Source organism: Prosthecobacter sp. (genome assembly GCF_044236155.1).
In the GTDB taxonomy this organism is placed as follows: domain Bacteria; phylum Verrucomicrobiota; class Verrucomicrobiia; order Verrucomicrobiales; family Verrucomicrobiaceae; genus Prosthecobacter.
This window is the reverse complement of record NZ_JBIIHA010000008.1, coordinates 159,111-182,199: the sequence shown is the minus strand read 5'-3', so window position 1 is coordinate 182,199 and position 23,089 is coordinate 159,111. Positions and strand designations below refer to the sequence as shown.

At 61.2% G+C, this 23,089-nt stretch carries 21 protein-coding genes; 10 read left to right on the top strand and 11 right to left on the bottom strand.

Annotated elements, in window-relative coordinates; all coding sequences use genetic code 11:
• Window positions 1-94 precede the first annotated feature (94 nt).
• The 3 genes from ACILSE_RS09615 to ACILSE_RS09605 form a co-directional block, all read right to left on the bottom strand.
• Window positions 95-970 (bottom strand): transglutaminase N-terminal domain-containing protein, encoded by an 876-nt coding sequence (locus tag ACILSE_RS09615; protein ID WP_395717166.1) that lies wholly within the window; start codon window positions 968-970, stop codon window positions 95-97.
• Window positions 970-3,507 (bottom strand): circularly permuted type 2 ATP-grasp protein, encoded by a 2,538-nt coding sequence (locus ACILSE_RS09610; RefSeq protein ID WP_395717165.1) that lies wholly within the window; start codon window positions 3,505-3,507, stop codon window positions 970-972. Before ACILSE_RS09610 ends, ACILSE_RS09615 begins: the two co-directional genes overlap by 1 nt.
• 148 nt (window positions 3,508-3,655) lie before the next feature.
• A complete protein-coding gene (locus ACILSE_RS09605; protein ID WP_395717164.1) occupies window positions 3,656-7,135 on the bottom strand; it encodes a DUF2126 domain-containing protein in 3,480 nt (1,159 codons plus the stop codon).
• A 150-nt stretch (window positions 7,136-7,285) separates the two neighbouring features.
• Between ACILSE_RS09605 and ACILSE_RS09600 the strand changes: the two genes are divergently transcribed.
• The 6 genes from ACILSE_RS09600 to ACILSE_RS09575 all read left to right on the top strand — a co-directional run bounded on the left by ACILSE_RS09600 (window position 7,286) and on the right by ACILSE_RS09575 (window position 14,193).
• Entirely contained in the window at window positions 7,286-10,822 is a 3,537-nt protein-coding gene (locus ACILSE_RS09600; protein WP_395717163.1) for a pyruvate carboxylase, read from the top strand.
• 13 nt (window positions 10,823-10,835) lie between these two features.
• Window positions 10,836-11,504 (top strand): hypothetical protein, encoded by a 669-nt coding sequence (locus tag ACILSE_RS09595; protein WP_395717162.1) that lies wholly within the window; start codon window positions 10,836-10,838, stop codon window positions 11,502-11,504.
• Between the two features lie 17 nt (window positions 11,505-11,521).
• Window positions 11,522-11,719 (top strand): hypothetical protein, encoded by a 198-nt coding sequence (locus tag ACILSE_RS09590; protein WP_395717161.1) that lies wholly within the window; start codon window positions 11,522-11,524, stop codon window positions 11,717-11,719.
• The gene (locus tag ACILSE_RS09585) at window positions 11,649-11,864 is read left to right on the top strand and encodes a biotin/lipoyl-containing protein (RefSeq protein ID WP_395717191.1); all 216 of its coding nucleotides are present in this window, start codon (window positions 11,649-11,651) and stop codon (window positions 11,862-11,864) included. Before ACILSE_RS09590 ends, ACILSE_RS09585 begins: the two co-directional genes overlap by 71 nt.
• A 66-nt stretch (window positions 11,865-11,930) precedes the next feature.
• Entirely contained in the window at window positions 11,931-13,220 is a 1,290-nt protein-coding gene (locus tag ACILSE_RS09580; protein ID WP_395717160.1) for a DUF6602 domain-containing protein, read from the top strand.
• A gap of 142 nt (window positions 13,221-13,362) precedes the next feature.
• Entirely contained in the window at window positions 13,363-14,193 is an 831-nt protein-coding gene (locus ACILSE_RS09575; protein WP_395717159.1) for a hypothetical protein, read from the top strand.
• 238 nt (window positions 14,194-14,431) lie between these two features.
• On the opposite strand, the gene ACILSE_RS09570 is transcribed toward ACILSE_RS09575, so the two are convergent.
• Window positions 14,432-15,172 (bottom strand): dienelactone hydrolase family protein, encoded by a 741-nt coding sequence (locus ACILSE_RS09570; RefSeq protein WP_395717158.1) that lies wholly within the window; start codon window positions 15,170-15,172, stop codon window positions 14,432-14,434.
• Between the two features lie 27 nt (window positions 15,173-15,199).
• Here ACILSE_RS09570 and ACILSE_RS09565 point away from each other — a divergent pair, with 27 nt between their 5' ends.
• On the top strand, window positions 15,200-15,448 hold the full coding sequence (locus ACILSE_RS09565) for a hypothetical protein (RefSeq protein WP_395717157.1): 249 nt from the start codon (window positions 15,200-15,202) through the stop codon (window positions 15,446-15,448).
• Between the two features lie 7 nt (window positions 15,449-15,455).
• Here the strand turns inward: ACILSE_RS09565 and ACILSE_RS09560 are convergent, their stop codons facing one another.
• From ACILSE_RS09560 to ACILSE_RS09535, 6 genes are all read right to left on the bottom strand, one after another.
• Window positions 15,456-15,872 (bottom strand): OsmC family protein, encoded by a 417-nt coding sequence (locus ACILSE_RS09560; RefSeq protein WP_395717156.1) that lies wholly within the window; start codon window positions 15,870-15,872, stop codon window positions 15,456-15,458.
• Window positions 15,873-15,892: 20 nt separating this feature from the next.
• Window positions 15,893-16,504 carry a plastocyanin/azurin family copper-binding protein gene (locus tag ACILSE_RS09555; RefSeq protein ID WP_395717155.1) on the bottom strand — a complete coding sequence of 204 codons (612 nt, stop codon included), beginning with the start codon at window positions 16,502-16,504 and terminating at the stop codon, window positions 15,893-15,895.
• A 68-nt stretch (window positions 16,505-16,572) separates the two neighbouring features.
• Window positions 16,573-17,412 (bottom strand): alpha/beta hydrolase, encoded by an 840-nt coding sequence (locus ACILSE_RS09550; protein WP_395717154.1) that lies wholly within the window; start codon window positions 17,410-17,412, stop codon window positions 16,573-16,575.
• Between the two features lie 6 nt (window positions 17,413-17,418).
• Window positions 17,419-17,853, bottom strand: coding sequence for a hypothetical protein (locus tag ACILSE_RS09545; protein WP_395717153.1), 435 nt, complete (start codon window positions 17,851-17,853; stop codon window positions 17,419-17,421).
• A gap of 92 nt (window positions 17,854-17,945) precedes the next feature.
• Window positions 17,946-18,473, bottom strand: a complete 528-nt coding sequence (locus ACILSE_RS09540) for a peroxiredoxin (RefSeq protein WP_395717152.1) — start codon at window positions 18,471-18,473, stop codon at window positions 17,946-17,948.
• Between the two features lie 20 nt (window positions 18,474-18,493).
• Window positions 18,494-19,459 carry a c-type cytochrome domain-containing protein gene (locus tag ACILSE_RS09535; RefSeq protein ID WP_395717151.1) on the bottom strand — a complete coding sequence of 322 codons (966 nt, stop codon included), beginning with the start codon at window positions 19,457-19,459 and terminating at the stop codon, window positions 18,494-18,496.
• Between the two features lie 124 nt (window positions 19,460-19,583).
• Between ACILSE_RS09535 and ACILSE_RS09530 the strand changes: the two genes are divergently transcribed.
• Genes ACILSE_RS09530 through ACILSE_RS09520 form a run of 3 tightly spaced genes read left to right on the top strand, consistent with a single transcriptional unit; the run spans window position 19,584 to window position 22,407 of the window.
• Window positions 19,584-20,894 carry a glucose-1-phosphate adenylyltransferase gene (locus tag ACILSE_RS09530; protein WP_395717150.1) on the top strand — a complete coding sequence of 437 codons (1,311 nt, stop codon included), beginning with the start codon at window positions 19,584-19,586 and terminating at the stop codon, window positions 20,892-20,894.
• 43 nt (window positions 20,895-20,937) lie between these two features.
• Complete coding sequence (locus ACILSE_RS09525) at window positions 20,938-21,540, top strand: hypothetical protein (protein WP_395717149.1); 603 nt, start codon at window positions 20,938-20,940, stop codon at window positions 21,538-21,540.
• Window positions 21,541-21,555: 15 nt separating this feature from the next.
• A complete protein-coding gene (locus ACILSE_RS09520) occupies window positions 21,556-22,407 on the top strand; it encodes a C39 family peptidase (RefSeq protein ID WP_395717148.1) in 852 nt (283 codons plus the stop codon).
• Here the strand turns inward: ACILSE_RS09520 and ACILSE_RS09515 are convergent.
• Window positions 22,389-23,087, bottom strand: a complete 699-nt coding sequence (locus ACILSE_RS09515; RefSeq protein ID WP_395717147.1) for a hypothetical protein — start codon at window positions 23,085-23,087, stop codon at window positions 22,389-22,391. The two genes, ACILSE_RS09520 and ACILSE_RS09515, sit on opposite strands and share 19 nt — an antisense overlap.
• Between the last annotated feature and the right edge of the window lie 2 nt (window positions 23,088-23,089).

The window sequence follows — 23,089 nt, the reverse complement described above, 5'->3', positions numbered from 1 at the left end:
GTCTCATCATAAAAGCACAGCCCGTGCCAGAGTTGGGAGGCTGTTTCAAGCTCCGATGCAAGCAGCGCAATCCTGGCGCTCACGCGCGCAAGATTCACTCCACCGGCTCAACATCGACGCCCACGATCACGCTGTGCTTCCCGCCGCCGGTGATGATGCCGCGCACGGGGCTCACATCCGAGAAATCCCGGCCCAGCGCCACGGTGATGTGATCCAAGGAGGTGAAACAGTCGTTCGTAGGGTCGAAATCGACCCAGCCGAACCCGGGAACGAAGCACGACACCCAGGCATGGGAGGCATCGACGCCCACCAGCCTCGCCTTCCCGGGCGGCGGTCGTGTGCGCAGGTAGCCGCTCACATACCGCGCCGGAAGGCCCATCGCTCGAAGGCTGGCGATGGCCAGATGCGCGAAGTCCTGGCAGACGCCGCGTTTGTTCGCCAAAACCTCGCTCAGCGGCGTGCTAATCGTCGTCGCACGCGGGTCAAAGACGAATTCGCGATGGATGCGGCGGCTCAAATCGGCGACGGCGGCAAGAACGGGCCGCCCTTTTTTGAAACTCGGCAGCGCGAACTCACGCTGGGGCAGCTCATGCACCAGCAGCGGGCTGCGGAAGACAAACTGGCAGGGATCAAGCAGATCGACGGCCACAGGGTCGCAAAAAAGAGCCGCCACGTCCTCCCACGCGGGCGTTTGCGCCGGATCAGGCTGCAACACCGGCGCGAGCGACACAAAGCTGCGCGAGACGACCTCGAAACGTGCGTGCAGCTTTTGGATTGAGAAGCAGGAAACCTGATTTCCGAAAGAGTCGGTGTGCTCGGTCTTCAAATCAGGCTCAGGATCGAATCCGAGGCGAAACTCCCGGCATTTCTGCGTCATCGTGTCACGCGGACGCAGACGCGCCGCGTGGTGGGAGACGGCCACCGGCTCGCTGTAAACATAACTCGTGCGATGGGTGATGCGGTAATTCATCACGCGGGCGGGGTGTCGGCGGCGGCAGACTCGGCGTCGGAGTCGGAGTCGCTGCTGCTGATGGTTGAGTGCGCGAAGTAGCCGGCGGTGAGCGCGTCATTGAGCTGGGGCATCGCCTCGATGAGCTGCGTGAGGAGCTTCGCGACCTGGGTCTGCGACCACTGGCCCGGCTCCACGCGTGCAAGCTCCGTGGGATCGCAAAGCTGCAGCCGCGTGCTGTTTTCGATGAGCACCCGCATCGCCGGCGTGAGGAGCGCGGAGTTCTGCTCGCGCGGCAGGTGCCTGAAGTGTCCCTCGATGCGCTGAAACTGGAAACGCAGGCCGCGCGGGTTCAATTCATCCAGCATGAGCAGGTCATAAACCGCCGCGAGCTGAGGCAGCAGGCTGTAGCGGTTCCGGTAGGTGATCGTGCTGTCACCGACCTCCAAAATGGCCTCCAACAGGCTCGGATTCTCCGCGTCCGCGCTGCGCAGCCCGGCGCGCAGCAGCTCGCTGATGTACACCGTGCGCTCGATGCGGTGCCCCATGTCGAGGAACATCCAGCCCTGCGCGCGCGTCATGTTTTCCTTCGCCAGGCCGTGGAAGGAGGCCAGGTCAAGGATGATGCGCGTGAGCACGTTCAGCGCGTCCGCCATCGGCGTGACGCTCTGCGCGTTGTCGGCGGCTCCGAACGCGTCGCTGAGCTGGCTGATGACCCTCCAGGTGTCCACGGAGATGCGGTCCCGCAGCAGCACGCCGATGCGCTGAATGTGAGCCACATTGGAACGGATGCTGGCAGGATGATCCGCTTCAAAAATGGCCTGCAGCAGCCTGGCCTCGATTTGTTCCTGCTGCGCGGCGAGAAACGCCGGCATCGGCACCTGCTCGATGATGTTCAGGCTGCGCAGCGCCTCCAAAAGCGGCAGCAGCAGCGGCGTCTCGCTCATGCCGCTCTCCGGCGAGCAGCGCAGCAGCGTCGAGCGCAGCAGGCGCGCGGTGGATTCCGCCCTCTCGGCATAGCGGCCGAGCCAGAACAGATGGTTCGCCACGCGGCTTCCGAGATTGTGGCCCACGCGGCGCAGCTCCACCGGTGTGCGCGTCGTGGAGAGCAGCGTGACGTTTTCCACCGGCCCGTCGCTGAGCACCCAGGTGTCCTTGCTGCTGCCACCTTTCTGCATCGACATCAACGGCGAGTCGATGCTGGCCGCCACACGAGTCAGCGCGCCCGGCATGACCATGTAGCCGTCCGGCGTGGCGACGAGGTAAACGCGAACGCTGACCGGCTTGTGAACAAGCTTTCCATCCTCCCAGGCCGGCGCGGTGGAGAAGCTGATCTGCTCCTGCGCGGCCCAGCGGTCCGGCGCGAAACGCATGCGCTCAATCAATGCGGCACGCTCGGCGGTGCTGAGCTTCTCCCCGAAGCTGATTTCGCGTCCGCGCACACGGAAGGCGCTCTTGATGACGAGTTTGTCGATTTTTTGCTCCACCTCGGCTCTGGGGGTCTCCTGGCCGCACCACCAGGTGGCGACGGAAGGCATCAGCAGGTCTTCGCCGAGCAGTTTGCGGCACAAGCCGGGCAGGAAGGCCATCATCGCCGGCGCCTCGGCCAGTCCTGAGCCGAGCGCGTTCGCCAGGGCGACATTTCCCGCACGCACGGCACGCACGAGGCCGGGAACGCCGAGCATGGAGTCATTCCGCAGCTCCAGCGGGTCGCAGAAATCATCATCCACGCGCCGCAGAATGACATCCACCGGCTCGAGGCCGCTGAGCGTCTTCAAATAGACGCGGTCATCGCGGACGGTGAGATCCTCGCCCTCCACCAGCGTGTAGCCGAGGTAGCGGGCCAGGTAGGCCTGCTCGAAATAGGTTTCGTTGTAAGGCCCCGGCGTCAGCAGCACCACACGCGGCTCCTCCACACGACGCGGCGCCACCGCGGAGAGAGATTGCTGCATCTGGCGGAAAAATCCGGCGAGACGACGCACGCGCGCGTCGCGAAACACCTCCGGCAGCAGGCGGGAGGTGATAAGGCGGTTTTCCAAAGCGTAGCCCGCGCCTGTGGGAATCTGTGTGCGGTCCGCCAGCACCCACCACTGACCGTCCGGTGAGCGTGCGAGGTCCGCGCCATAAACCTGCAGCGGTTTTTCATGTGGCGGCTTGATGCCGTGGCATGGACGAAGGTAGGCCGGCTGCGCCAGCACCATCGCCGCGGGCATGTCACCCTGGCGGATGAGCTTCTGCGGGCCGTAGCTGTCATTCAAGATGGTGTTCAGCAGTGTGGCACGCTGGATGAGCGCCGTCTCGATGCCCTCCCACTCAGAGGCGGAGATCACAAAGGGCACCGGGTCCATCGTCCACGGCGTGTCCATGCCCTTCTCGCCATACACATTGAAGGTCACGCCGCGTTCCGCCAGCAGGCGGCGTGCGGTGTCGGCCATGCGCTTCACCCCGCTGTTGTCGCGCTTCTTCAGGTCTGCGATCACAAGCTCGTAATGCGCCCGCAAACGGCCCGCGGGGTCCCGCAGCTCGTCGTAATGAAGGCCTGCCTCAGGCGAGTCCACAGAAGATTCTCCTGCCCGTGGGGAGGCAGGAGCGCTGCGGCTGGAACTTTGAGCTTGGAAGATCAATACGGGCGGTTTTGGAAACGGAGGTGATGAAGACGCGGTGGCGACAATTGAAACGGCAGCGAGTGGCGTGCATCCCGTTTCTTCAAGCCGTCCGCAAATCCAGCGTGAACGGAAACTCGGGGTTCGGCACCGCCGGCGCGGGCTTCATCTTGCCGGGCGTGTGGCCGTGGCGGAAGAAGCGGGCGAGGCGGCGGCTTTCGGCCTCATACGAGTTCACCGGGAAGGTGTCGTAGCTGCGGCCGCCGGGATGGGCGACGTGGTAGGTGCAGCCGCCGAGCGAGCGCTGGTTCCACAGATCGACGAGATCAATGGTGAGCGGCGAATGGACGCCGATCGTTGGCTGCAAACAGCTCCCGGGCTGCCAGGCGCGGTAGCGCACCCCGGCGATATACTCACCATTCGTGCCGGTGGGATGCAGCGGGACGGTTTTGCCGTTGCAGGTGATGGCGTAGCGGCCTTCGACGAGGCCCTGCGCCTTGATCTGCACGCGTTCGAGCGAGGAATCGACGAAACGCACGGCGCCTCCGGCGGCGCCTTCCTCTCCGAGCACATGCCAGGGCTCCAACGCCTGCCGGATTTCGACATGAACGTTTCGCGCGGCCCAGTCACCGGCGATGGGGAAGCGGAACTCCTGATGCGGGGCGAACCACTCGGGCTTCAACTCGTAGCCGGCCAGCTTCGTGTCGTGGCAGACGTCCTCGAGATCGCTCCACACAAAGTGCGGCAGCATCCAGCGGTCGTGAATGTCGGTGCCCCAGCGCACGAGCGGCGCTTCATACGGTTCCTTCCAGAAACGGGCGATGAGCGTGCGAAGCAGCAGGGCTTGGGCGAGGCTCATGTGCGGATGCGGCGGCATTTCAAAGGCGCGCATCTCCACGAGGCCGAGGCGGCCCGTGGCGCTGTCCGGCGAGTACAATTTGTCGATGCAGAACTCGGCGCGGTGCGTGTTGCCGGTCGCGTCGATGAGGAGGTTGCGATACAAGCGGTCAACGAGCCACGGCGGCACATGGCCGGTTTGCTGAGCGGCTTTGAACGCGACCTCCAGCTCGTACAGCGAATCATTGCGTGCCTCGTCGATGCGCGGGCTCTGGCTTGTGGGGCCGATGAAGAGGCCGCTGAAAAGGAAGCTGAGCGAGGGATGGTTCTGCCAGTAGCTCACCAGGCTGCGCAGCAGATCGGGACGACGCAGGAAGGGGCTGTCCTTCGGCGTTTCCGCGCCGATGACGATGTGATTCCCGCCGCCGGTACCGGTGTGGCGTCCATCGACCATGAATTTCTCCGTGCCGAGGCGTGTGAGCCGCGCTTCTTCGTAAAGCCCGGTGGTCACGTTGACCATTTCGTCCCAGTTTTTCGCCGGATGCACGTTCACCTCGATCACGCCGGGGTCGGGTGTGACTTTGAGCGTGTTGATGCGCGGATCGTAGGGCGGGGGATAGCCTTCCAGCACGATGGGCTGGTCGAGCGCGAGCGCCACGTCTTCGATGGCGCCGAGACAGTGAAGGTACTCCTCCAGCGTCTGCGTCGGCGGCATGAAGATGAAAAGTTTTCCGTCACGCGGCTCCGCGCAGAGCGCCGTACGCACGATCCAGTCGGCGGATTGTTGAACGCCGGGCGGCGTGAAAGCGGGATCGATGAGCTTTTCGCGTTCCTCGGGCGACAACTCCTCCAAACCGAGCGGGCCGCGACGTTGCGCGAGCCTGCGCCAGAAGGATGGCGGCACGCCGGCGATGCCGCGCACGAATTGCTGCCGCTCCGGCAGCGGTTTGCGCTCCTCCATCGGATCCTGCTCGTTGATGTAGGGATAGCTTGTCGTTTTGACCCACGGCTGCGAATCGAGCGGCAAACGATAGCCGATGGGCGAATCGCCGGGGATCAAATAGCAGCGCTCCGTGCGCAGGAACCACGGACCGGTCTCCCAATCGACCTCATTGCCTTTCCAGACTGATTTCACCGGCAGCACATGGCCGATGATCTTGTCGAGGCCCTGCTCGAACACTTTCGCGAGGCGTGCGCGCTCCTCCTTGTCTTTCAGGTTCGATTTCAGCGGATCGACGTTCACCGGCAGCCGTCGCTCACGCCACAGATAGTAGAACGCGTCCTCATACGCGGGCATGATCCACTTGCCGCCACATCCGAGCCGCTCGGCCAGAGCGTGAATGAAGCGCGCGGAGGTGTTTTCATCCGCGCCATAATTCGTCTGCATGTCGGCGAAAAGATGCGGATGCGCCCAGATCGGCTGGCCGTCCTTGCGCCAATGGCAGCCGTAGGCCCAGCGCGGCAGCGACTCGCCCGGATACCATTTGCCCTGGCCGTAATGCAGGAAGGCGCCCTCGCTGAAACGCTTCTTGAGGCGTTTGAGCAGTTCATCGGAGAGACGCATCTTCATCGGCCCCACGGCCTGCGTGTTCCACTCCGGGCCGTCCATGTCGTCGATGGAGACAAAGGTCGGCTCGCCGCCCATCGTGAGGCGCACGTCGCCCGCCTTGAGTTCCTTGTCCAAAGCGTGGCCGAGCGCCTCAATCTCGGCCCATTGCTCCTCGGTGTAGGGCTTGGTGACGCGTGGCGACTCGTAAATGCGCTCGACCTTCATCGCGAAGTCGAACTTCGTCTCGCACGGCTCCACCAAACCGCTGATCGGCGCGGCGCTGGAGGGTTCCGGCGTCGCCGCGAGCGGGATGTGGCCTTCACCGGCGAGCAGACCCGAAGTCGGATCGAGACCGACCCAGCCCGCGCCGGGCAGATAGACCTCGCACCAGGCATGCAGGTCGGTGAAATCGACCTCCGTGCCGCTCGGACCGTCAAGCGACTTAACATCCGCCTTGAGCTGGATGAGGTAGCCGCTGACAAATCGCGCCGCGAGGCCGAGATGCCGCCACAACTGCACCATGAGCCACGCCGAGTCGCGGCAGGAGCCGCTGAGCAGCGTGAGCGTCTGCTCCGGCGTCTGCACCCCCGGCTCCATGCGGATGGTGTACTTTATGTCCTGCCAAAGGCGCTGGTTCACCGCCACCAGCAGGTCGATCGTGCGCAGCTTCTTGTCCGCGTCCTTCTTGAGCTGGCCGGCCTCCGGCAAAACGCCGTGCGCATGCACGCTCTCGCCTTCCTCCGAATGCGTGCCTGGCGCGTGCGGCAGCGACGCGTTGCCGAGGATGTCCTTCTTGATCGCGGCGAGGTATTTTTTGAACCTCGCCGTCAAACGGCACCGCTTCAGGAAAGGAGCGAGCTCGTGGTCGAGCGACGAGTCATATTCGAATGGGAAATGCTCCGCGTCCGGTTCCAGGAAGAAGTCGAAGGGGTTGAACACCGCCATCTCCGCCACCACATCGACCTCGACGGTGAACTCCTTCGTCTTTTCCGGGAAAACAAGCCGTGCGAGGTAGTTCGACTGCGGATCCTGCTGCCAGTTCAGGAAATGCTGCTCAGGCGTGATCTTCAGCGAGTAGCCCAGGATGCGCGTGCGGGCATGAGGCGCGGGCCGCAGCCGAACCACCTGGGGACCTAGTGAAATGGGACGTTCGTAGCTGTAGCTCGTGCGATGATGGAGGGCGACGTGGATGGACATGCTGGCTGGCAGCCGGTAATGCGGCTTTTGCGTCCTTAAAAGCAGGTTCGCGGCCAATCTTGGTTTCCGGTGCTTAAAAACCCCGCGCCAGCCTTGCCTCTCCTCGTTTCCGCGAGACTATGCGCGGCCCTTCCCCAACCATCCCCAGCCATGCCTAAGAAGTCCGCCTCCGCCCAAGCTGAAATCGCCGCCGCCAGTTCGATCCGTCCAATCCGAAAATTGATGGTCGCGAACCGCTCTGAAATTGCCATCCGCGTGATGCGGGCGGCTACGGAGCTGGGCATCCGCACGGTGGGCATTTATGCGCAGGAGGACCGTTTCTGCCCGCATCGCTTCAAGGCGGACGAGGCTTATGAGCTGAACAAGGACAAGGGCCCGCTCGGGGCCTACCTCGACTACGAGGGCATCGTGGCGCTGGCGAAGGAGAAGGGCGTGGATGCGATTCACCCCGGTTACGGCTTCCTGAGCGAAAATCCGGACTTCTCACGCGCCTGTGAAAAGGCGGGCATTATCTTCATCGGGCCTGATCCGAAGATTTTGACAATGATGGGCGACAAGACGGCCGCCCGCAATGTGGCGCGGAAATTGAAGGTGCCGATCCTCGAAGGCACGGACGAACCGGTGAGTGATCGCAAGGAAGCGATCGCCGTGGCGAAGAAAATCGGCTTCCCGCTGATCATCAAGGCGGCCTTCGGGGGTGGTGGTCGCGGCATGCGCATCGTGCGTGAGGCCAAAGACCTCGAAAAACTGCTCGATGAGGCCCAAACCGAGGCGGAACGCGCTTTCGGCAATGGCGCGGTGTTTTTGGAAAAATTCGTCGGCAAGGCGAAGCACATCGAAGTGCAGATTTTGGCCGATAAACACGGCACGGTGCTGCATTTGCATGAGCGCGATTGCTCCGTACAGCGTCGCCATCAGAAGGTGATCGAGCAGGCGCCGAGCTATGGCGTGAAGCAGGAGATCATCGACGGCCTTTGCGACGCGGCGGTGAAGCTGGCGAAGGAGGTGAACTACACGCACGCCGGCACGGTCGAGTTCCTCGTCGATCACGAATCGGGCGAGTGGTATTTCATTGAGATGAATCCGCGCATCCAGGTGGAGCACACCGTGACGGAGGAGATCACTGGCATCGACATCGTGCGTAGCCAGATCCTCATCGCGCAGGGGCACAAGATGCACGACGAGCCTCTCGCGCTGCCCGTGCAGAACAAGATCGAGAAGAGCGGCTTTGCCATCCAGTGCCGCATCACCACGGAAGATCCGGAAAACGGCTTCACGCCGGACTTTGGCAAAATTTTGACCTACCGCAGCGCCGGTGGCTTCGGCATCCGCCTCGATGGCGCTCTCGGTGCCACGAACGCGGTCATCACGCCTTACTACGACTCGATGCTGGTGAAGATGACCGTCTTTGCCCGCACCTACGAGCAGGCGCTCGACCGCATGGACCGCGGTCTGCGTGAGTTCCGCATTCGCGGCGTGAAGACGAACATTCCGTTCCTCATGAACGTGGTGCATCATGCGGAATTCCGCGCCGGTCAGGCCACCACGCGCTTCATTGATAACAATCCCGACCTGCTGAAGTTCGTCGCCCGCAAAGACCGCGCCACGAAGCTGCTGAACTACCTCGCGGACGTCATCGTGAACGGCAATCCCTTCGCCAAAGGGCACAAGCCGAGCGGTCTCTTCATCGCGCCGCCGATCCCGAAGAGCGACCACCGCATCGAGCCTGCCAAAGGCACGAAGCAACTGCTCACCGAGATGGGACCGGAGAAGTTCTGCAAAGACTGGGTCGCGAAGCAGAAGCGCCTGCTCATCACCGACACGACCATGCGTGATGCGCATCAGTCGCTGCTCGCCACCCGCATGCGCACCTTTGACATGCTGGCCGTGGCCGATGCCGTGGCTCGCCGCACGCCGAACCTTTTCTCCCTCGAAATGTGGGGCGGTGCCACCTTTGACGTGAGCATGCGTTTCCTCCGCGAAGATCCATGGGAGCGCCTGCGCCAGATCCGCGCCAAGGTGCCGAACATCCTGCTTCAGATGCTCTTCCGTGGCTCCAATGCCGTCGGCTACACGAACTACCCGGACAATGTGGTGAAGGGCTTCATCAAACATGCCTCCGAGAACGGCATGGACATCTTCCGCATCTTTGACTCGCTCAATTACCTGCCAAACCTCACCGCCGCCATGCAGGCCGTGCGCGAGGACACCAAGTCGATCTGCGAAGGCACGCTCTGCTACACCGGCGACATCCTCGATCCGAAGCGCGACAAGTATGACCTCAAATACTACGTCCGCCTCGCCAAGGAGCTGGAAAAGATGGGTGCGCACATGCTTTGCATCAAAGACATGGCGGGACTCGTCCGCCCCTTTGCCGCGAAGAAGCTCGTGAAGGCCCTCAAAGATGAAGTCGGCATCCCGATTCACTTCCACACGCATGACACCAGCGGCGTGAACGCCTCCAGCTATCTCGAGGCCGCCATCGCCGGTGTCGATGCGGTCGATGCTGCCATCGGCTCCATGTCCGGCGGCACCTCGCAGCCGAACCTGAACTCCATCGTCGCCGCTTTGCAAAACACGCCGCGCGATACCGGCCTCGACAGCGAGGCGCTGCAGGAGTTCAGCGACTACTGGGCTGCCGTGCGCTCTTTCTACAAGCCCTTCGACACCGCCGAGCCCTACGGCACCGCCGAAGTCTATCTCCACGAGATGCCCGGCGGCCAATACACCAACCTCAAGGAGCAAGCCATCGGCATGGGCCTGGGTCCACGCTGGCCGGAGATCGCCCACGCTTACGCCGAGGTGAACCAGCTCTGCGGCGACATCGTTAAAGTCACGCCATCCAGCAAAGTCGTCGGCGACCTCGCCATCGAGTGCGTCGCCCGCGGCGTGAAACCCAGCGATGTCTTCAACCTCACCGGCACCAAGTGGAGCAAGGACGTCACCAGCATGTTCGAAGGCTGGCTGGGTGAGCCTTTCTACGGCATGGAGGCCAACAAGGCCGCCGACAGCCGCAAAAAGTGGAACAAGCTCGCTGATGCCATCGTCGGCAAAGGCGGCAAGCGCATCAAAGGCCGCCCCGGCACCCACGCCGCGAAGATCAATCTCGCCGACGTCCGCGCCGAACTGGAGCAAAAGCTCAAGAAGAAGCCCACCGAAGACGATGTGTGGAGCTACCTCATGTATCCCGATGTCTTCCTGAAGTTCGCCGACTTCCGCAAGGCCCACGGCGATGTCTCCGTCCTGCCCACGCCCGCCTATTACTACGGCCTGCGCGACAAGGAAGAGATCCACATCAGCCTCGAAGAAGGTAAGACTCTCTTCGTCCGCCTCCTCAACATGACCGAGCCCGACGCGGCCGGCCAGCAGACCGCCATCTTCGAGCTCAACGGCTACCCACGCCACACCACGGTCACCAACAAAGCCCTCGCCAAAAACGCCGTCACCAAAACCAAAGCCGATCCTGCGGACGCCACTCAAGTCGGCGCCCCCATGCCCGGCATGGTCGCCAGCATCGCCGTCAGCGTCGGTCAAAAGGTCAAAGAAGGCGAAACCCTGCTCACCCTAGAGGCCATGAAAATGTTCGCCGCCGTCGCCTCACCCGGCGCCGGCACCGTCAGCGAGATCTGCTGCAAAATCGGCGAAAGCGTCGAGAGCAAGGATCTGCTGGTGAGGCTTACCAAATAGCCAGGAGCCGCTCATGGCCTCGAACAAGCCATCTTCCACACCGTTTCATCTGCCGCTCTCTCTCGGTGTGGTGAGAGCCGGTGTGATTGATGTGGCTCACCTTGATTTTGCCAACGGCCAGGACGTCCAAGCCGTCAAAAAGTGGTCTGTTTCGCCTCGATTGGCGAAACAGCCTGACATGAGATACCGCGCTCAGGAAGCCTGTGATCTCGCTCAACTCGCAGCCAAACGCTGGCGTTACTATCGCGACAGCCGCACCTTCGCGACCAGCATGGAACATTTGAGAGCGCTCATCGCCGCCGATCCGCAGGGCGAGTTCAGTTTTCATCTCAAAGTGACCGCCAGTTGGTTTCCCGAAATCATGGGTGCCGCCATGATTCGACGCACTTGGTGTCATCACATCATGATCGACTTCCTGTTCGTGCATCCTGACATTAGCGGACGCCTGCTGCCCATCAAAACTGTCGGAGTTCAGATATTGCAGTCGATCTGCCTCATCGCTCGCGAGCTGGGATGCAAACGCGTCTGGGGCGAGGCCACCAAAGACTCCGCGCCTTTCTACCAATACCAACTTCGAAGGAAGGTTGAGGATCACTTCTTCATTGGGAATCGCCAGCTCCATGAGCTGGCGATGGAACTGGACCTCGACCCCAAACACGGGTTGAAGCTACCCGCCTCGTGAACTAGCATCTGCGCGTTATGAAAGACCTCAAATTGTCGAAAGAATTCGCTCACCTCAGTCCAGCCGCTCAAGCAGCTCTCAAGAAGCGCCTCACGAAGCTCGCTGAGTCCGATCACCTCTTCCCCGGCTACCTCGGCAACAAAAATAGCTTCTTCATCGCCAAGCCCGAGCCCCGCCGCCGCAAAACCGCCAAGCGGGCCAAAGTGGTCGCTTGATCTCTTTCGAGTCATCCTCCCCCTCGAAGCCATGAAAGCGTTCGCTGCCGTCTCCTCCCCCGGAGCCGGCACCGTCACCGAGATCTGCGTCAAAATCGGCGAAAGCGTCGAGAGCAAGGATCTGCTGGTGAGGCTGGTGAAGTGATGGGGGACCGCTGAATTGCTGCTTCACGCATGAGTTCGCCGAACAAAACCAATTTGTTTATTCTGTATGATCCGAAATGTTGCAGGCTTGCTGGAGGCGTTTCGCCAAAAGTCTGCATCATCAATGCCGTCTTATGACGAAGTAGGTCATACGGGAATGTTTGGTGACATGTATGAAGGCCTCACACGAGAATTGCTGGAGCGCGGGTTGTTTGATGGCTGTGATTTACGAGTGGTTTCGGGGAAAGTTGTTAACTCGAAAGGCATTCTTAGCAGGCAGGTCGATTGCATGATTGTGGTGGGGGAAGGGCAGCAGCTTCCTTTCACAACCCATTATGTTTATCCCCTATCCCAAGTTGTAGCAATTTGTGAGGTCAAGAAGACCCTTTATTCCAGTGCGTTGAGTGATTCGATCGATTGGTTCACTCATTTTCGACAAAATGTCGCAGAAGGTGGAAAGCGTCGCGTCGGGCTGCTTGATGACGCTTGGCGTGGGATCTTTGGAGAGTCCTTGCCATCCGAGGAGGAGATGAAGTTATTGCCAGTTTCTCGACGCGTAATTCTAGAGCATCTGATTGTTGAGGCGGTTTCACCCGCGAGGATTGTTGTTGGCTTCGAAGGTTTCTGTGACGAGGCCAGCTTAAGAAAGGGCGTGTTGGATTTGCTTGATGCAGCGTTCGATAATCCCGAACCAAATCAAAGGCGGTTCAGCATAAGTGCTTTTCCAAACTTGGTTGTGTGTGGCCAAGCTTCGATCATTAAGCTCGACGGTTTTCCTTTCTCAGCCAAAGCCAATCCGAATGATTGGTATGCTTGGTTTGCTTCAAGTTCATACAACCCTTTGGTTTATCTTTTGGAGATCCTTTGGACCCGCCTCGCATACCTCCTCAAACTGCCTCCTGAAGTTTTTGGTGACGATTTGCGGGTTGAACAGCCCAATCCACTTCTCTGGTGCCGTGCGGTTGCATCGCCATACGGCGATGGCTGGGAATATTTTCCCGTGCTAATGGAGAAGGAGTACCTTAAAGCTAGTTCAGGCCTTGGTTCATGGGAGCCTGAGTTCCTTTCGGAAGTGGAGTTTGACGTTATGAACTTGCTGTGTGCTGGGCTTCAAGTTCGCGCTGATTGTGTTGAAATCGCCAAACTTTTTAGACAGAGGAATTCGAGTTTTGGCGAGGTTGCTAAATCTCTAAAAGCGAGACGTCTCGCTCATGCCAAAGATGGCAGGTTAGAATTACTGACGGACAAGTGTGTGTGTTTTATCCTGCCGGATGGTCGCTTTGCTGCCGCGGAGAACAAGTCGGGGAGGGCTACGCAGTATGTTGATGAATATCTAAACCGCAGGCAGACGATGTAAGGGTTGTTGCCAGCATGTATGCCTTCATATCTCTCATTCTCGAACTGTTCTCTTTCGTTCCAAGCCCAACGAGGTTCCGTCACCCGAATGTCCCAGCGACCACATATCGCCTCCTGACTCCGGTTTTGACAGTTGGGGCCTGTTGCAGCATCGTTTCGCCATTGAGCAGTTCACCTCCATCACCCAAGCCCTCGGGCAAGCCTGTGATCCAATCGTTCACAGTCGTGCGGCAGGCTTTCTCCGACGCGCGGCGCAGAGCCTTGCGGACGCAGGGCGTGGTGACGCTCCAGAAAGCGCGGGCGAATCAATTGACGATGAAATCCGTGCCCTGAGCGATCTGCTCACCCGCAAACGCCGCTGGCTCTCAGTCGATGAAGTGGAGCAGGTCCTGAGAGACGATGCCCTGAAGGGCGGCAAGGAGCATCGCGTGGCCCTTCTGCCTGACCGGAACCTCGTCCTCAAGGTCGCCGATGCCCGAAAACTCGCCACGGAGTCCCTTTTCGACTACCTGAGCGATCAACTGCTCTCCAACCACTTCTTCGACGACGAAATCCAACTGCTCGGCGGCATGATGGAGGGCGGACGGCTTCAAGTCGTCCTCACGCAGCCCTACATCGACGGTATCCATCCCGAGTGGGCAGCCCTCAAAACCGGCCTCACCCGCCAAAACCTGCGCGATCCCGCTCCACGAGCCCTCGGCGGCAATTTTATCCTCGATCACGACCTCCTCGGCGAAGTCGATGTCTTCGACCTGCACCCCAACAACGTCATTCAAGACGCCACCGGCTGGCTGCACCCCATCGACGCCCATTTCTACTTCGACAACCGCCCCGCCCGCCTCGCCGCCCTCAAAACCCTCGGCCTCCTCAGCCCGAGCCTCGAAGAACGTGCCCAACGTGGCCGTCCCGGCGATCTCCGCCGCATCCTCGACATGGTTCCCGACGTGCCACCGATGCCGGGAGATGAGAAATAGCCTCCGCCAAGCTCATCTACAAGACGCCGAATTTTGATCTTCCACAGATTCAAGGAGGCCCACAGATTTTCTGGTTCCCTTCTGAAGGAATCTGTTGGCCTCCTTGAATCTGTGGGAAAACAACCTGCCAAGTTAGTTTGGCGATGGTCGCGAATGACCGCTGATTACACGCTGATGACTGAGGTTTGAGATTAGCGTCGTGTCAGCGTCCCATCAGCGGTTTCAAACAAGTGTTTTCTTAACTCAGTACCCTTCGAAAGAAATCCACCGTCATCCCGAGCATCTGGCGGGCGAGTTCGGCGTCGTAGCGGAGGCCTTCGTCGCGGAGGAAGGCGTGAGCGGCGTTCACTTCGTGCCAGGTGAAGTTCACCCCAGCGGCGGTGAGCGTTTTGTAGATGAGTTCGCGGCCTTCGACGGGCACATGCGGGTCCTGGCGACCGAAGACGAGCATCAATTCGCCGCGAATGTCCGCTGCGCGGGCGAGCGAGTCGTCGTTCATGCCAGCACCGAGGCTGCGCTTGTGCAGATCCGTCGGATAAAAGCAGGCGGCGGCACCGATATCCGGCTGCAAGGCCGCGCGGTAGGTCAGATGACCGCCTATGCACGGTCCGAACGAGCCGAGGCGGCCGGTGCAGGCCTCGTGCTGCTTCAAGAAGTCGAGCACGGCGCGATTGTCCGCATCGTAGGCGGCGACGGGCTTGGTGGTCTTCAAACGATTGCCGACATCGGAACCGGCCTGGTCATACGCGAGCACGGTGCCTGCGGGCAGGTATTCATGATAAATCTCCGGCAGCGCGACGACAAAGCCATGACCCGCCAGAAACGCCGCCGTGCGATGAATGGGGCCGGTGATCTGAAAAATCTCCGAGTGAAACAGCAGCCCCGGATACCGCCCCGCCGCCGCAGGCCGCAGCACCATCGTGCGCATAGTGCCTGTGGGCGTTTCGAGTTCGACAATTTCAGGTTCGCGGAGAGTCATGGAACCTGGATGTATGGAGGCGCGCAGTTGCAGCAACCGTTTCTTGGCGAGCCGGGCAGACAAGAGAATCCCACCGTTTACGCGGATGCAGAAGGCTTTCTCCGACACGAGGTGCAGAGCCTTACGGACGCAGGGTGTGGTGACGCTCCAGAAAGCGCGGGCGAATCAATGGACGATGTAATCCGTGCCCTGAGCGATTTGCTTGGCCGCAAATATCGCTGGCTGTCGGTCGATGAAGTGGAGCAGGTGCTGTTGGAGAAATACCCGGCGCAGTGATGCGCGCTTACTTCCCGCCCCACACAAACGTGACCGGCTTGTCGATGTCCGCGTGCACGCTGTGATGCACGGGGCAGCCGAGAGCGGTGGCTTCGAGCACCTTGCGGTCGGGATGATCCTCCGGCAGGGGAATTTCGATGGTGATGGGCAGGCGGACGATGCGGCGCGGGCTGTCCTCGCTCATGTGCTTCTCCACACTGACCTTGAGGCCGGGGATGTCGTAGCCCTTTTGCTTCGCCTTGATGCCAATGACCGTGGCCATGCAGGTGGCGAGGGCGGTGGCGACGAGGTCGGTGGGGCTGAAGGACTCGCCCTTGCCGTGGTTGTCCACGGGCGCGTCGGTGAGGAGCTGGTTTTTCGACGGACCATGCGTCGCCTTGCAGCGCAGGCCGCCTTCGTAGTCAACGCTGATGGAGACGGCCATGGCTGCGGGCGGGGAAGGGGTTACTGCGCGGTGATGACGCCGTTCATGATGGCGCCGTGGCCGGGGAAGGTGCAGATGTAGTTGTATTCGCCGGCAGTGGGCAGGGTGAACTCGATGGTCTCGCTCTGGCCGGGCTGGAGGAGCTTCGTGTTGGCGAGGATGTCTGCGGATTCGGGGATGTAGCCTTTGTCCACGAGGGTCATGGCGGCCATGGCGATGTTGAGCATCTTGCCCTTGTCCACGCCAAGCTTGCCGAGGACGAAGTTGTGCGGCTGCGGCAGGGTGGGATGGGTGTTGTTGAAGGTGAGCTTCACCTTCTGGCCGGCCTTGGCGCTGATGGTCTTGGTGTCGTAGGCCAGCGGGTTGGCGGAATCAGGTTTGATGGTGACTTCGAGGACCGGGAGGTTCGCGGCAGGTGCGGCAGGAGCTGCTGCTGCGGTTGCCGCCGGGGCTGCGGCTGGCGCGGCCGCTGCAGCCGGAGCTTCTTGCTTGGGTTTCGGGACAAGCGAGCCGAGCCCTTCAAACACAAAGGCCAGCACCCAGAGCAGGGTGATGCCGCCCATGACGGCGCCGATGATGATGTTGAACAAAGACCAGATGGAGGATTTTTCCGTGGAAGTGTGGGCGGACATGGTTTTGGAAGGGGGAGTTTGCGCGCGCATCAGAGCACAGCGCCGCCTGAAAGCAACCGCCGTGTGCCTCACGGTACGAGCGCCGTCATGGCCTGGCCGATTTGACCGCGTGTGAGGCTCAAGATGTCGTTGTGATGCGCTCCCGGCACCTCGTGAAATGTCGTCGCCTTCGGATGTGCCGCCGCGAGATCACGGCCCATCCGCACCGGGATGACTTCATCCGCCACTCCATGGAAAATGACGAACTTCACGCCTTCCCGCGCTGCGACGCGGCGCAGCGTTTTGCGATTGTCGAAGCGGTGCAGGTTCAGGTGGCACAGGGGCCAGCCAAGCATGATGCGTCCCATGTCGGTCATGGAGGTGAACGGGGAAAGCAGCACGCCGCGCCGCACATCGAGATCCTCCGCCGCCATCAGCGCTGCTGCGGAACCGAGCGAGTGGCCCAGCACGGCCAGACGGGGCTGCAAGTCCTGTGGTGGCGCCTGCAAATGCCGCGCCAGCGCCTCAAACGCGGCGTTGCCCGACTCGCGGATCCGACCCGGCGTGGGTTTGCCCTCACAGTCGCCGTAGCCGGGGTAATCGACGAGGAGATAGGCGAAGTTTTCGTCCCACGCGCCTATGAAATGCAGCCAGTCGAGCGCCAGCGAGCCGTTGCCGCCGAAACAGAGCCAGACCGCTCGTGGCAGGCCTCCCGGCACGTTTTTCGGCGGGATGTAAAACGCGGTCTGCCGTCCCTGCGAGGTCGTGAATGTCACGCGCTGCCCTCTGGCCCCGCGCAGCATCGTCTCAAATTCCGCACGATATGGATGCGGGTGATAGATGAGGCTGGACTGGCAGCCGAGCAGGAAGATCACGGGCGTGAGGAGGGCAATCGCCAGAAGACGCAGCAGGTTTTTCCACAGCGGCATGGCGGATCAGTCGGGTGAATAGGTTTTGGAGGTCACTTTGCCGTCTTTGAAGGCGAGAAAGATCCCTTCGCAGTTCGGCTCGGTCGAATCCTCCGGGTGCATGAAGAAAGTCAGGCTGGTGTCGTCCTCGATGGCGATGCGCGGCTTCTGGCGCGGTCCGCCTTCGGGATAAACCCGTGCCTGCAAGGCCATGACCTCCTCCCGCGTCATCCCGGGCTGGATTTCAGCGTAGAAGGCCTTGTAGCTGCGGAAACGCGCGTCCACCCACTCAGGAAAAGCGGCCAGCACCACCAAACCGGCCGGCGTGAGCGTCACAATCGCAACCAGCAACAGCAGGACTTTCAATCCAGCGCTGCGCACCCGGAACACCGTGACCAGCAGGATCAGGGACGCCATGACACCTAGCGCGGCCAGCACAAAGATGGAATGTGTGGTGCTCATGTGTTGAACTTTGGCTGAACAGGGATGGGAAGGCGAACACAAAAAACGGCGGCCTGAATCGGCCGCCGTCGGAATCGGTGTGTGATTTCGGCTTACTTCGCCTCGGCCAGCACGCGCTTGATGTCCTCGGCCTGCTTGTCGGTGCTGGCAGCGTAGTCCTGCCAGATGACCTTGCCGTCTTTGATCAGGAAGCAACTGCGCTTGGCGAGGTTCAGGAGGCCTTTCACCATCTTTTCCACCTTGAAGGCGGCCGCGATCTTGCCCTCGGGATCGGCGATGAGGTCGTAGGGCAGGGTGAACTTGTCCTTGAACTTCTTCTGCGCTTCCGCCTGGTCGAAGCTCACGCCGAGCACCTGCACGCCTTGCTTTGAGAAGTCAGCGAACGCATCACGCAGCGAGCAGGCCTGCTTCGTGCAGCCGGGGGTGTCGGCCTTCGGGTAGAAGAACACCACGGTGGGTCCCTTCTTGTAAACGTCGGCGAAATTGACGGTGGCGCCGTCTTGATTGATGCCGGAGACGGCTGGGGCGTCGTAGCTGACCTTTTCACCTTCGCCAGCGATGGCGGCGGTTCCGAAAAGGGCGTTGAAGAGGGCGGTGAGCATGAGGAGGCGCGTTTTCATCTGGATACGAGGGGTTGGGATTATTCGACGCTGGCTTTCACGCCGGGAATGGCGGCGGTGAGCTGTTTTACGCCGGCCTTGGTGGCCTTGGACTGCCAGAGATAGACGTTTTTGAGGCTCTTGATTTTGGCGAGGTGCTTCAGCCCGGAGTCGGTGATCTCCGTGCCGTAGAGATTGATCGTTTGGAGCTTTTTGAGGCCGGAGAGCGCCTCAAGTCCGGCATCGGTGATCTTGGTCTGGCGGAGGTCGAGGGAAACAAGACGCGGAAGCTGCCCCACGGTCTTCAAGGCGCCATCCGTGATGACCGTGCGGCCGAGATCGAGCTGTACGATGTTTTCCTTGATGGACAAAATGCCCTCCACTTTCGCGTCGTCGCACTTCGAGACGCCGGTGAGGAAATCGACGCGGACCAGCGGGCTTTCCACTTTCACCGGGGACACCTGCGCGCCGCCGGCCTTTACCTTGGCGATCACGTCATCGCCGAGGGGCTTCACTTCTTTTTCCAGCGAGGCATAGAAGAGATCGTGCGGGCGCGGCTTGAAGGGCTTCGCCAGTTCGGTGGCGGCGCCGGCGGGCATGCCAAGCGTGCTGCCGATCCAGCCGCCGAAGTTCGCGCCTTCCTCGATCCACTTTTTCAGCAGGGCGATCTCCTCCTTCGTCAAATCATCGCCCTTCGGCGGCATGTGGCCGTCATCATCCTTCGGCAGCATGACCGACTCGTAGATGGCGCTCTTGTCCGGCGCGCCCGCGGTGAGCACGGGACCGTTCTCGCTGCCTTTGACGATGGCCCAGGAGGCGTCGAGGCGCAGACCGGCCTTCGGCTCCTTTTTTTTGCCGTTTTCCTCAAAAGGCGCCTTGTGGCAGTCGATGCACTTCTTGGTGAGGAAGGGCAGGATTTCCTGCTCGAAATTCACCGCGGCAGACGCCGTGGTGGCGGCCATGCAACTGACGACAAAGCAGACGGAGCGGAACGCGGTGATGGACATGAAGTTGCGACAGGGTTGGTGGTTCATTGAACGGGGCGGGGGCCTCGCCCGCCAAAATTGGAGCAGGAATAACGATTGCCTCTCCGTCTTGTTTCAGGGAAATAGCCCAACACCATCACACACCATGAGCATACCACGCACCGCCCAAACCGAGGCCGACTCATTTCTCCGCCGCAGCACTCTGGCGATCGTCATGGGAGGTGGCGCGGGCACACGTCTGTTTCCGCTGACCAAGGACCGTGCGAAGCCCGCCGTGCCGCTCGCGGGCAAATACCGTCTCGTGGACATTCCGATCAGCAACTGCATCAACTCCGGCCTGCGCCAGATCTACGTCCTCACGCAGTACAACAGCGCCTCGCTCAACCGCCACCTCTCGCGCACCTACCGCTTCGACCAGTTCAACCGCGGCTTCGTCGAGGTGCTCGCCGCGCAGCAGACGCCGGAAGGGGAGCGCTGGTATGAGGGCACCGCCGACGCCGTGCGCAAAAATCTGCGCTACTTCCTGGAAGGCGGGCACGAGTATTTCCTCATCCTCAGCGGCGACCAGCTCTATCGCATGGACTTCCGCAAGCTCATGCGCCAGCACCTCGCCACCGAGGCCGACCTCACCATCGCCACGCTGCCGGTCAACGAGCGCGACGCCACGGGTTTCGGCATTATGCACTCCGATGAGAGCGGCCGCATTTATCAGTTTGTCGAGAAGCCGAAGGATCCAGCCGTGCTCAAAAAACTGCGCATGCCGGAGCAGACCCTGCGCACCCTGGGCCTCAGCACCGACGCGCCATGCTACCAGGCTTCGATGGGCATCTACCTTTTCAACCGTGACGTGCTCATCGACTGCCTCGACAACACGCACAACGACTTCGGCAAGCACATCATTCCCGCTGCGATCAAGGAGCGCCGCGTCCATGCCTTCGATTTCCAAGGCTACTGGGAGGACATCGGCACCATCCGCTCCTTCTTCCAGGCGAATCTGGACCTCTGCCGCGTCGTGCCGCAGTTCGACTTCTTTGACAGCGTCGCGCCCATTTTCTCCCACACCCGCGCCCTCCCGGCCACGAAGATCAATGGCGGCACCATCCGAGAAGCCCTGCTCGCCGACGGCTGCATCCTCACCGACGCGCACATCGAGACCGCCGTCATCGGCGTGCGTTCGCGCATCGAGGCTGGAACTACGATCCGTGAGAGCATCATCATGGGCGCGGACTTTTACGCCGGCGCCGCTGGCACCGACCCTGCCCGCCTCCCGCCCGGCATCGGCCGCAACTGCCGCATCGAGCGCGCGATCATCGACAAAAACGTCCACATCGGCGACAACGCCGTCATCACTCCCGAGGGCAAGCCTGAGAACATGGACGGCCCGAACTGGTACATCCGCGACGGCATCGTCTGCGTGCCAAAGGACGCCGTCATCCCGGCCGGGACATGGATCTAGATCAGGCCAATTTTTGCCAGGCCCAAACGTTTCACGCGCAACCATGAAGCACCAACCCTGCCTTCTCTTCGCCCTCCTGCTCTCGTTTTCCCAGGCTTGGGCGCAAACCGGCGAACTCCGCACCTTCACCAACACCGCGGGTAAAAGCATCCAGGCAAAACTCGTCAATGTGAACGGTCCCAACGTCACCATCGAGATGGCGAACGGCCAGACTTTCAATCTCCCCATCGCTTCCCTGTCCGCCGCCGACCAGCAGTACATCAAGTCTGCTCCCGCGACTCCAGCCGCCCGGCCGTCCTACAAACCCGGCCCGAATGACAAGCTCGAGCCCGAGGCCGTCAACGAGGCCGTCGGCCAGCCGTTGTTCGGACAGACATCGCTCTGGGAATCCTCCGCTGAGGAAGTTGCGAAGAAACTCGGCATTCCCTCCGAGTCGAAGACCAAAAAGTCCAGCAGCTTCCGCTCCTACACCAAGGACGACTACCAGATGTTCGGCGCGCATCCCTTCTCCGTGGCGATGTATGCGGAGAATGACAAGGTCACCAGCTTTTCGCTCGTTTTTGCCAACAAGGGCGACCTCTTTAGCGCGAAGGGCGGCGCTGAGATGCACTTCGACAAAGACACGCCGCCCGCCAAGGCCGCGTAGATCGTCAAGAAGGCCATGGACAAGGATTTGGAAGCCATCACCGCGCAACTCTCCAAAACTCTCGGCGAGCCGCTCAAGGAACGTTTTGGTGAAGGCAAGGTCGGCCGCATGAACATGCGCCGCTGGGACTGGCGCGGTCACTCAATCCTCCTCGCGGAGGCCGAGGGCGAGTATGTCGGCCTGCAGGTCGTCCCCAGCGCATTTGCCGACGCCGGCGGAAAAGTCGCGCGCACCTCCGACACCATCATCCGCGCCCAGGCCCTTTCCAATCTCGAAACGCGCAAGAACGGCGACGTCGTGGTCACGGACATTCCCATGGTCGATCAGGGCCCCAAAGGCTACTGCGTGCCCGCCACCGCCGAGCGCGCCATGCGTTACCTCGGCGTTCCGGCGGACATGTACATCCTCGCCAATGCCGGGGAGACAGGCTTCGGCGGCGGCACCAGCGTGGACTTGCTGCTGCAGGGGATCGGCCGCCACATTCGCAACAAAGGGCGTTCCTTCGACTCTTGGGATGGTGAGCTGAAGCTTCGTGACATAAGCCGTCAGATTGACAAGGGCGTGCCTGTCATCTGGGCGCTCTACAGCTCGGACAAGTTCAACGAAGCCGCCAACAAACGCACCGAGGCGCGCAAAAGTGTGACGGACTGGTCCATGTGGAAAACCAAGGTCGCGCAGGAGGCCGCCGCCAGCCCTCTCTCCAAGGATCGCAGCGCCGGCCATGTCGTCCTCATCATCGGCTACAACAAGGACACCAGTGAGATCGCCTTCAGCGACAGTTGGGGCGAACGTTTCAAGGAACGCTGGATCACCCTCCCCGAGGCCGAGCAGGTCTCGCAGCAGCGTTTTTATGTGATCGGCTTCTGAGCAATCGCCTGAAGCAACAGCAGCAGCGTCAGAAAACCGCACGCGATGCCGAGAACCAGCCGGTTCAGCCACGCGACGTCATCTTGACGGAGTTCCCGCCGGATTTCCGCCTCGACGGCCAGTTGTTCATGGAAAAGTGGACTCGCCAGCTTCACCACCGCGAGATCCGTGTCCGTGAAACGCGCTGGATCGAACCCCGTCTGGCGCAGGATGCGCGGCAGGTCCTCGATGCCATACGCGATCTCGATCACGGCCTCCGAGCCAAAACAAGGCTCCCCTTCGTACTCATGCAGTAGCACGAGGACTCGCTGGTCCTTTTTCAAATGCCGTAGCCTGCCCCACTGCGGCTCCACCGCCGTGTAAGGCGAGTGGTCGTATCCAGCAGACAGCCTCAACGTCGAAACACCTTCAAGCGGCCGCAAATGCCCGAAGGCACGCTCCACACGAAGAACACATGATTCCGACAGCCATGTTTGCTGCGGTGATGTCCGCACTTCAGACGCAACGTCGATCACTTTTCCCGCGACAAACGCCTTGGAAGTCGAAACGAAGCCGGGATACCACGGCGTCATCGGAATCTCGATCTCCTTGCCACCTTTGCCGGTTTTAATCTCCGGCAAGGGCTCTCCGCGCGCATGCATGCATGCCGCTGTGGCGAAAAGCAGGATCAAACGGCGCATGG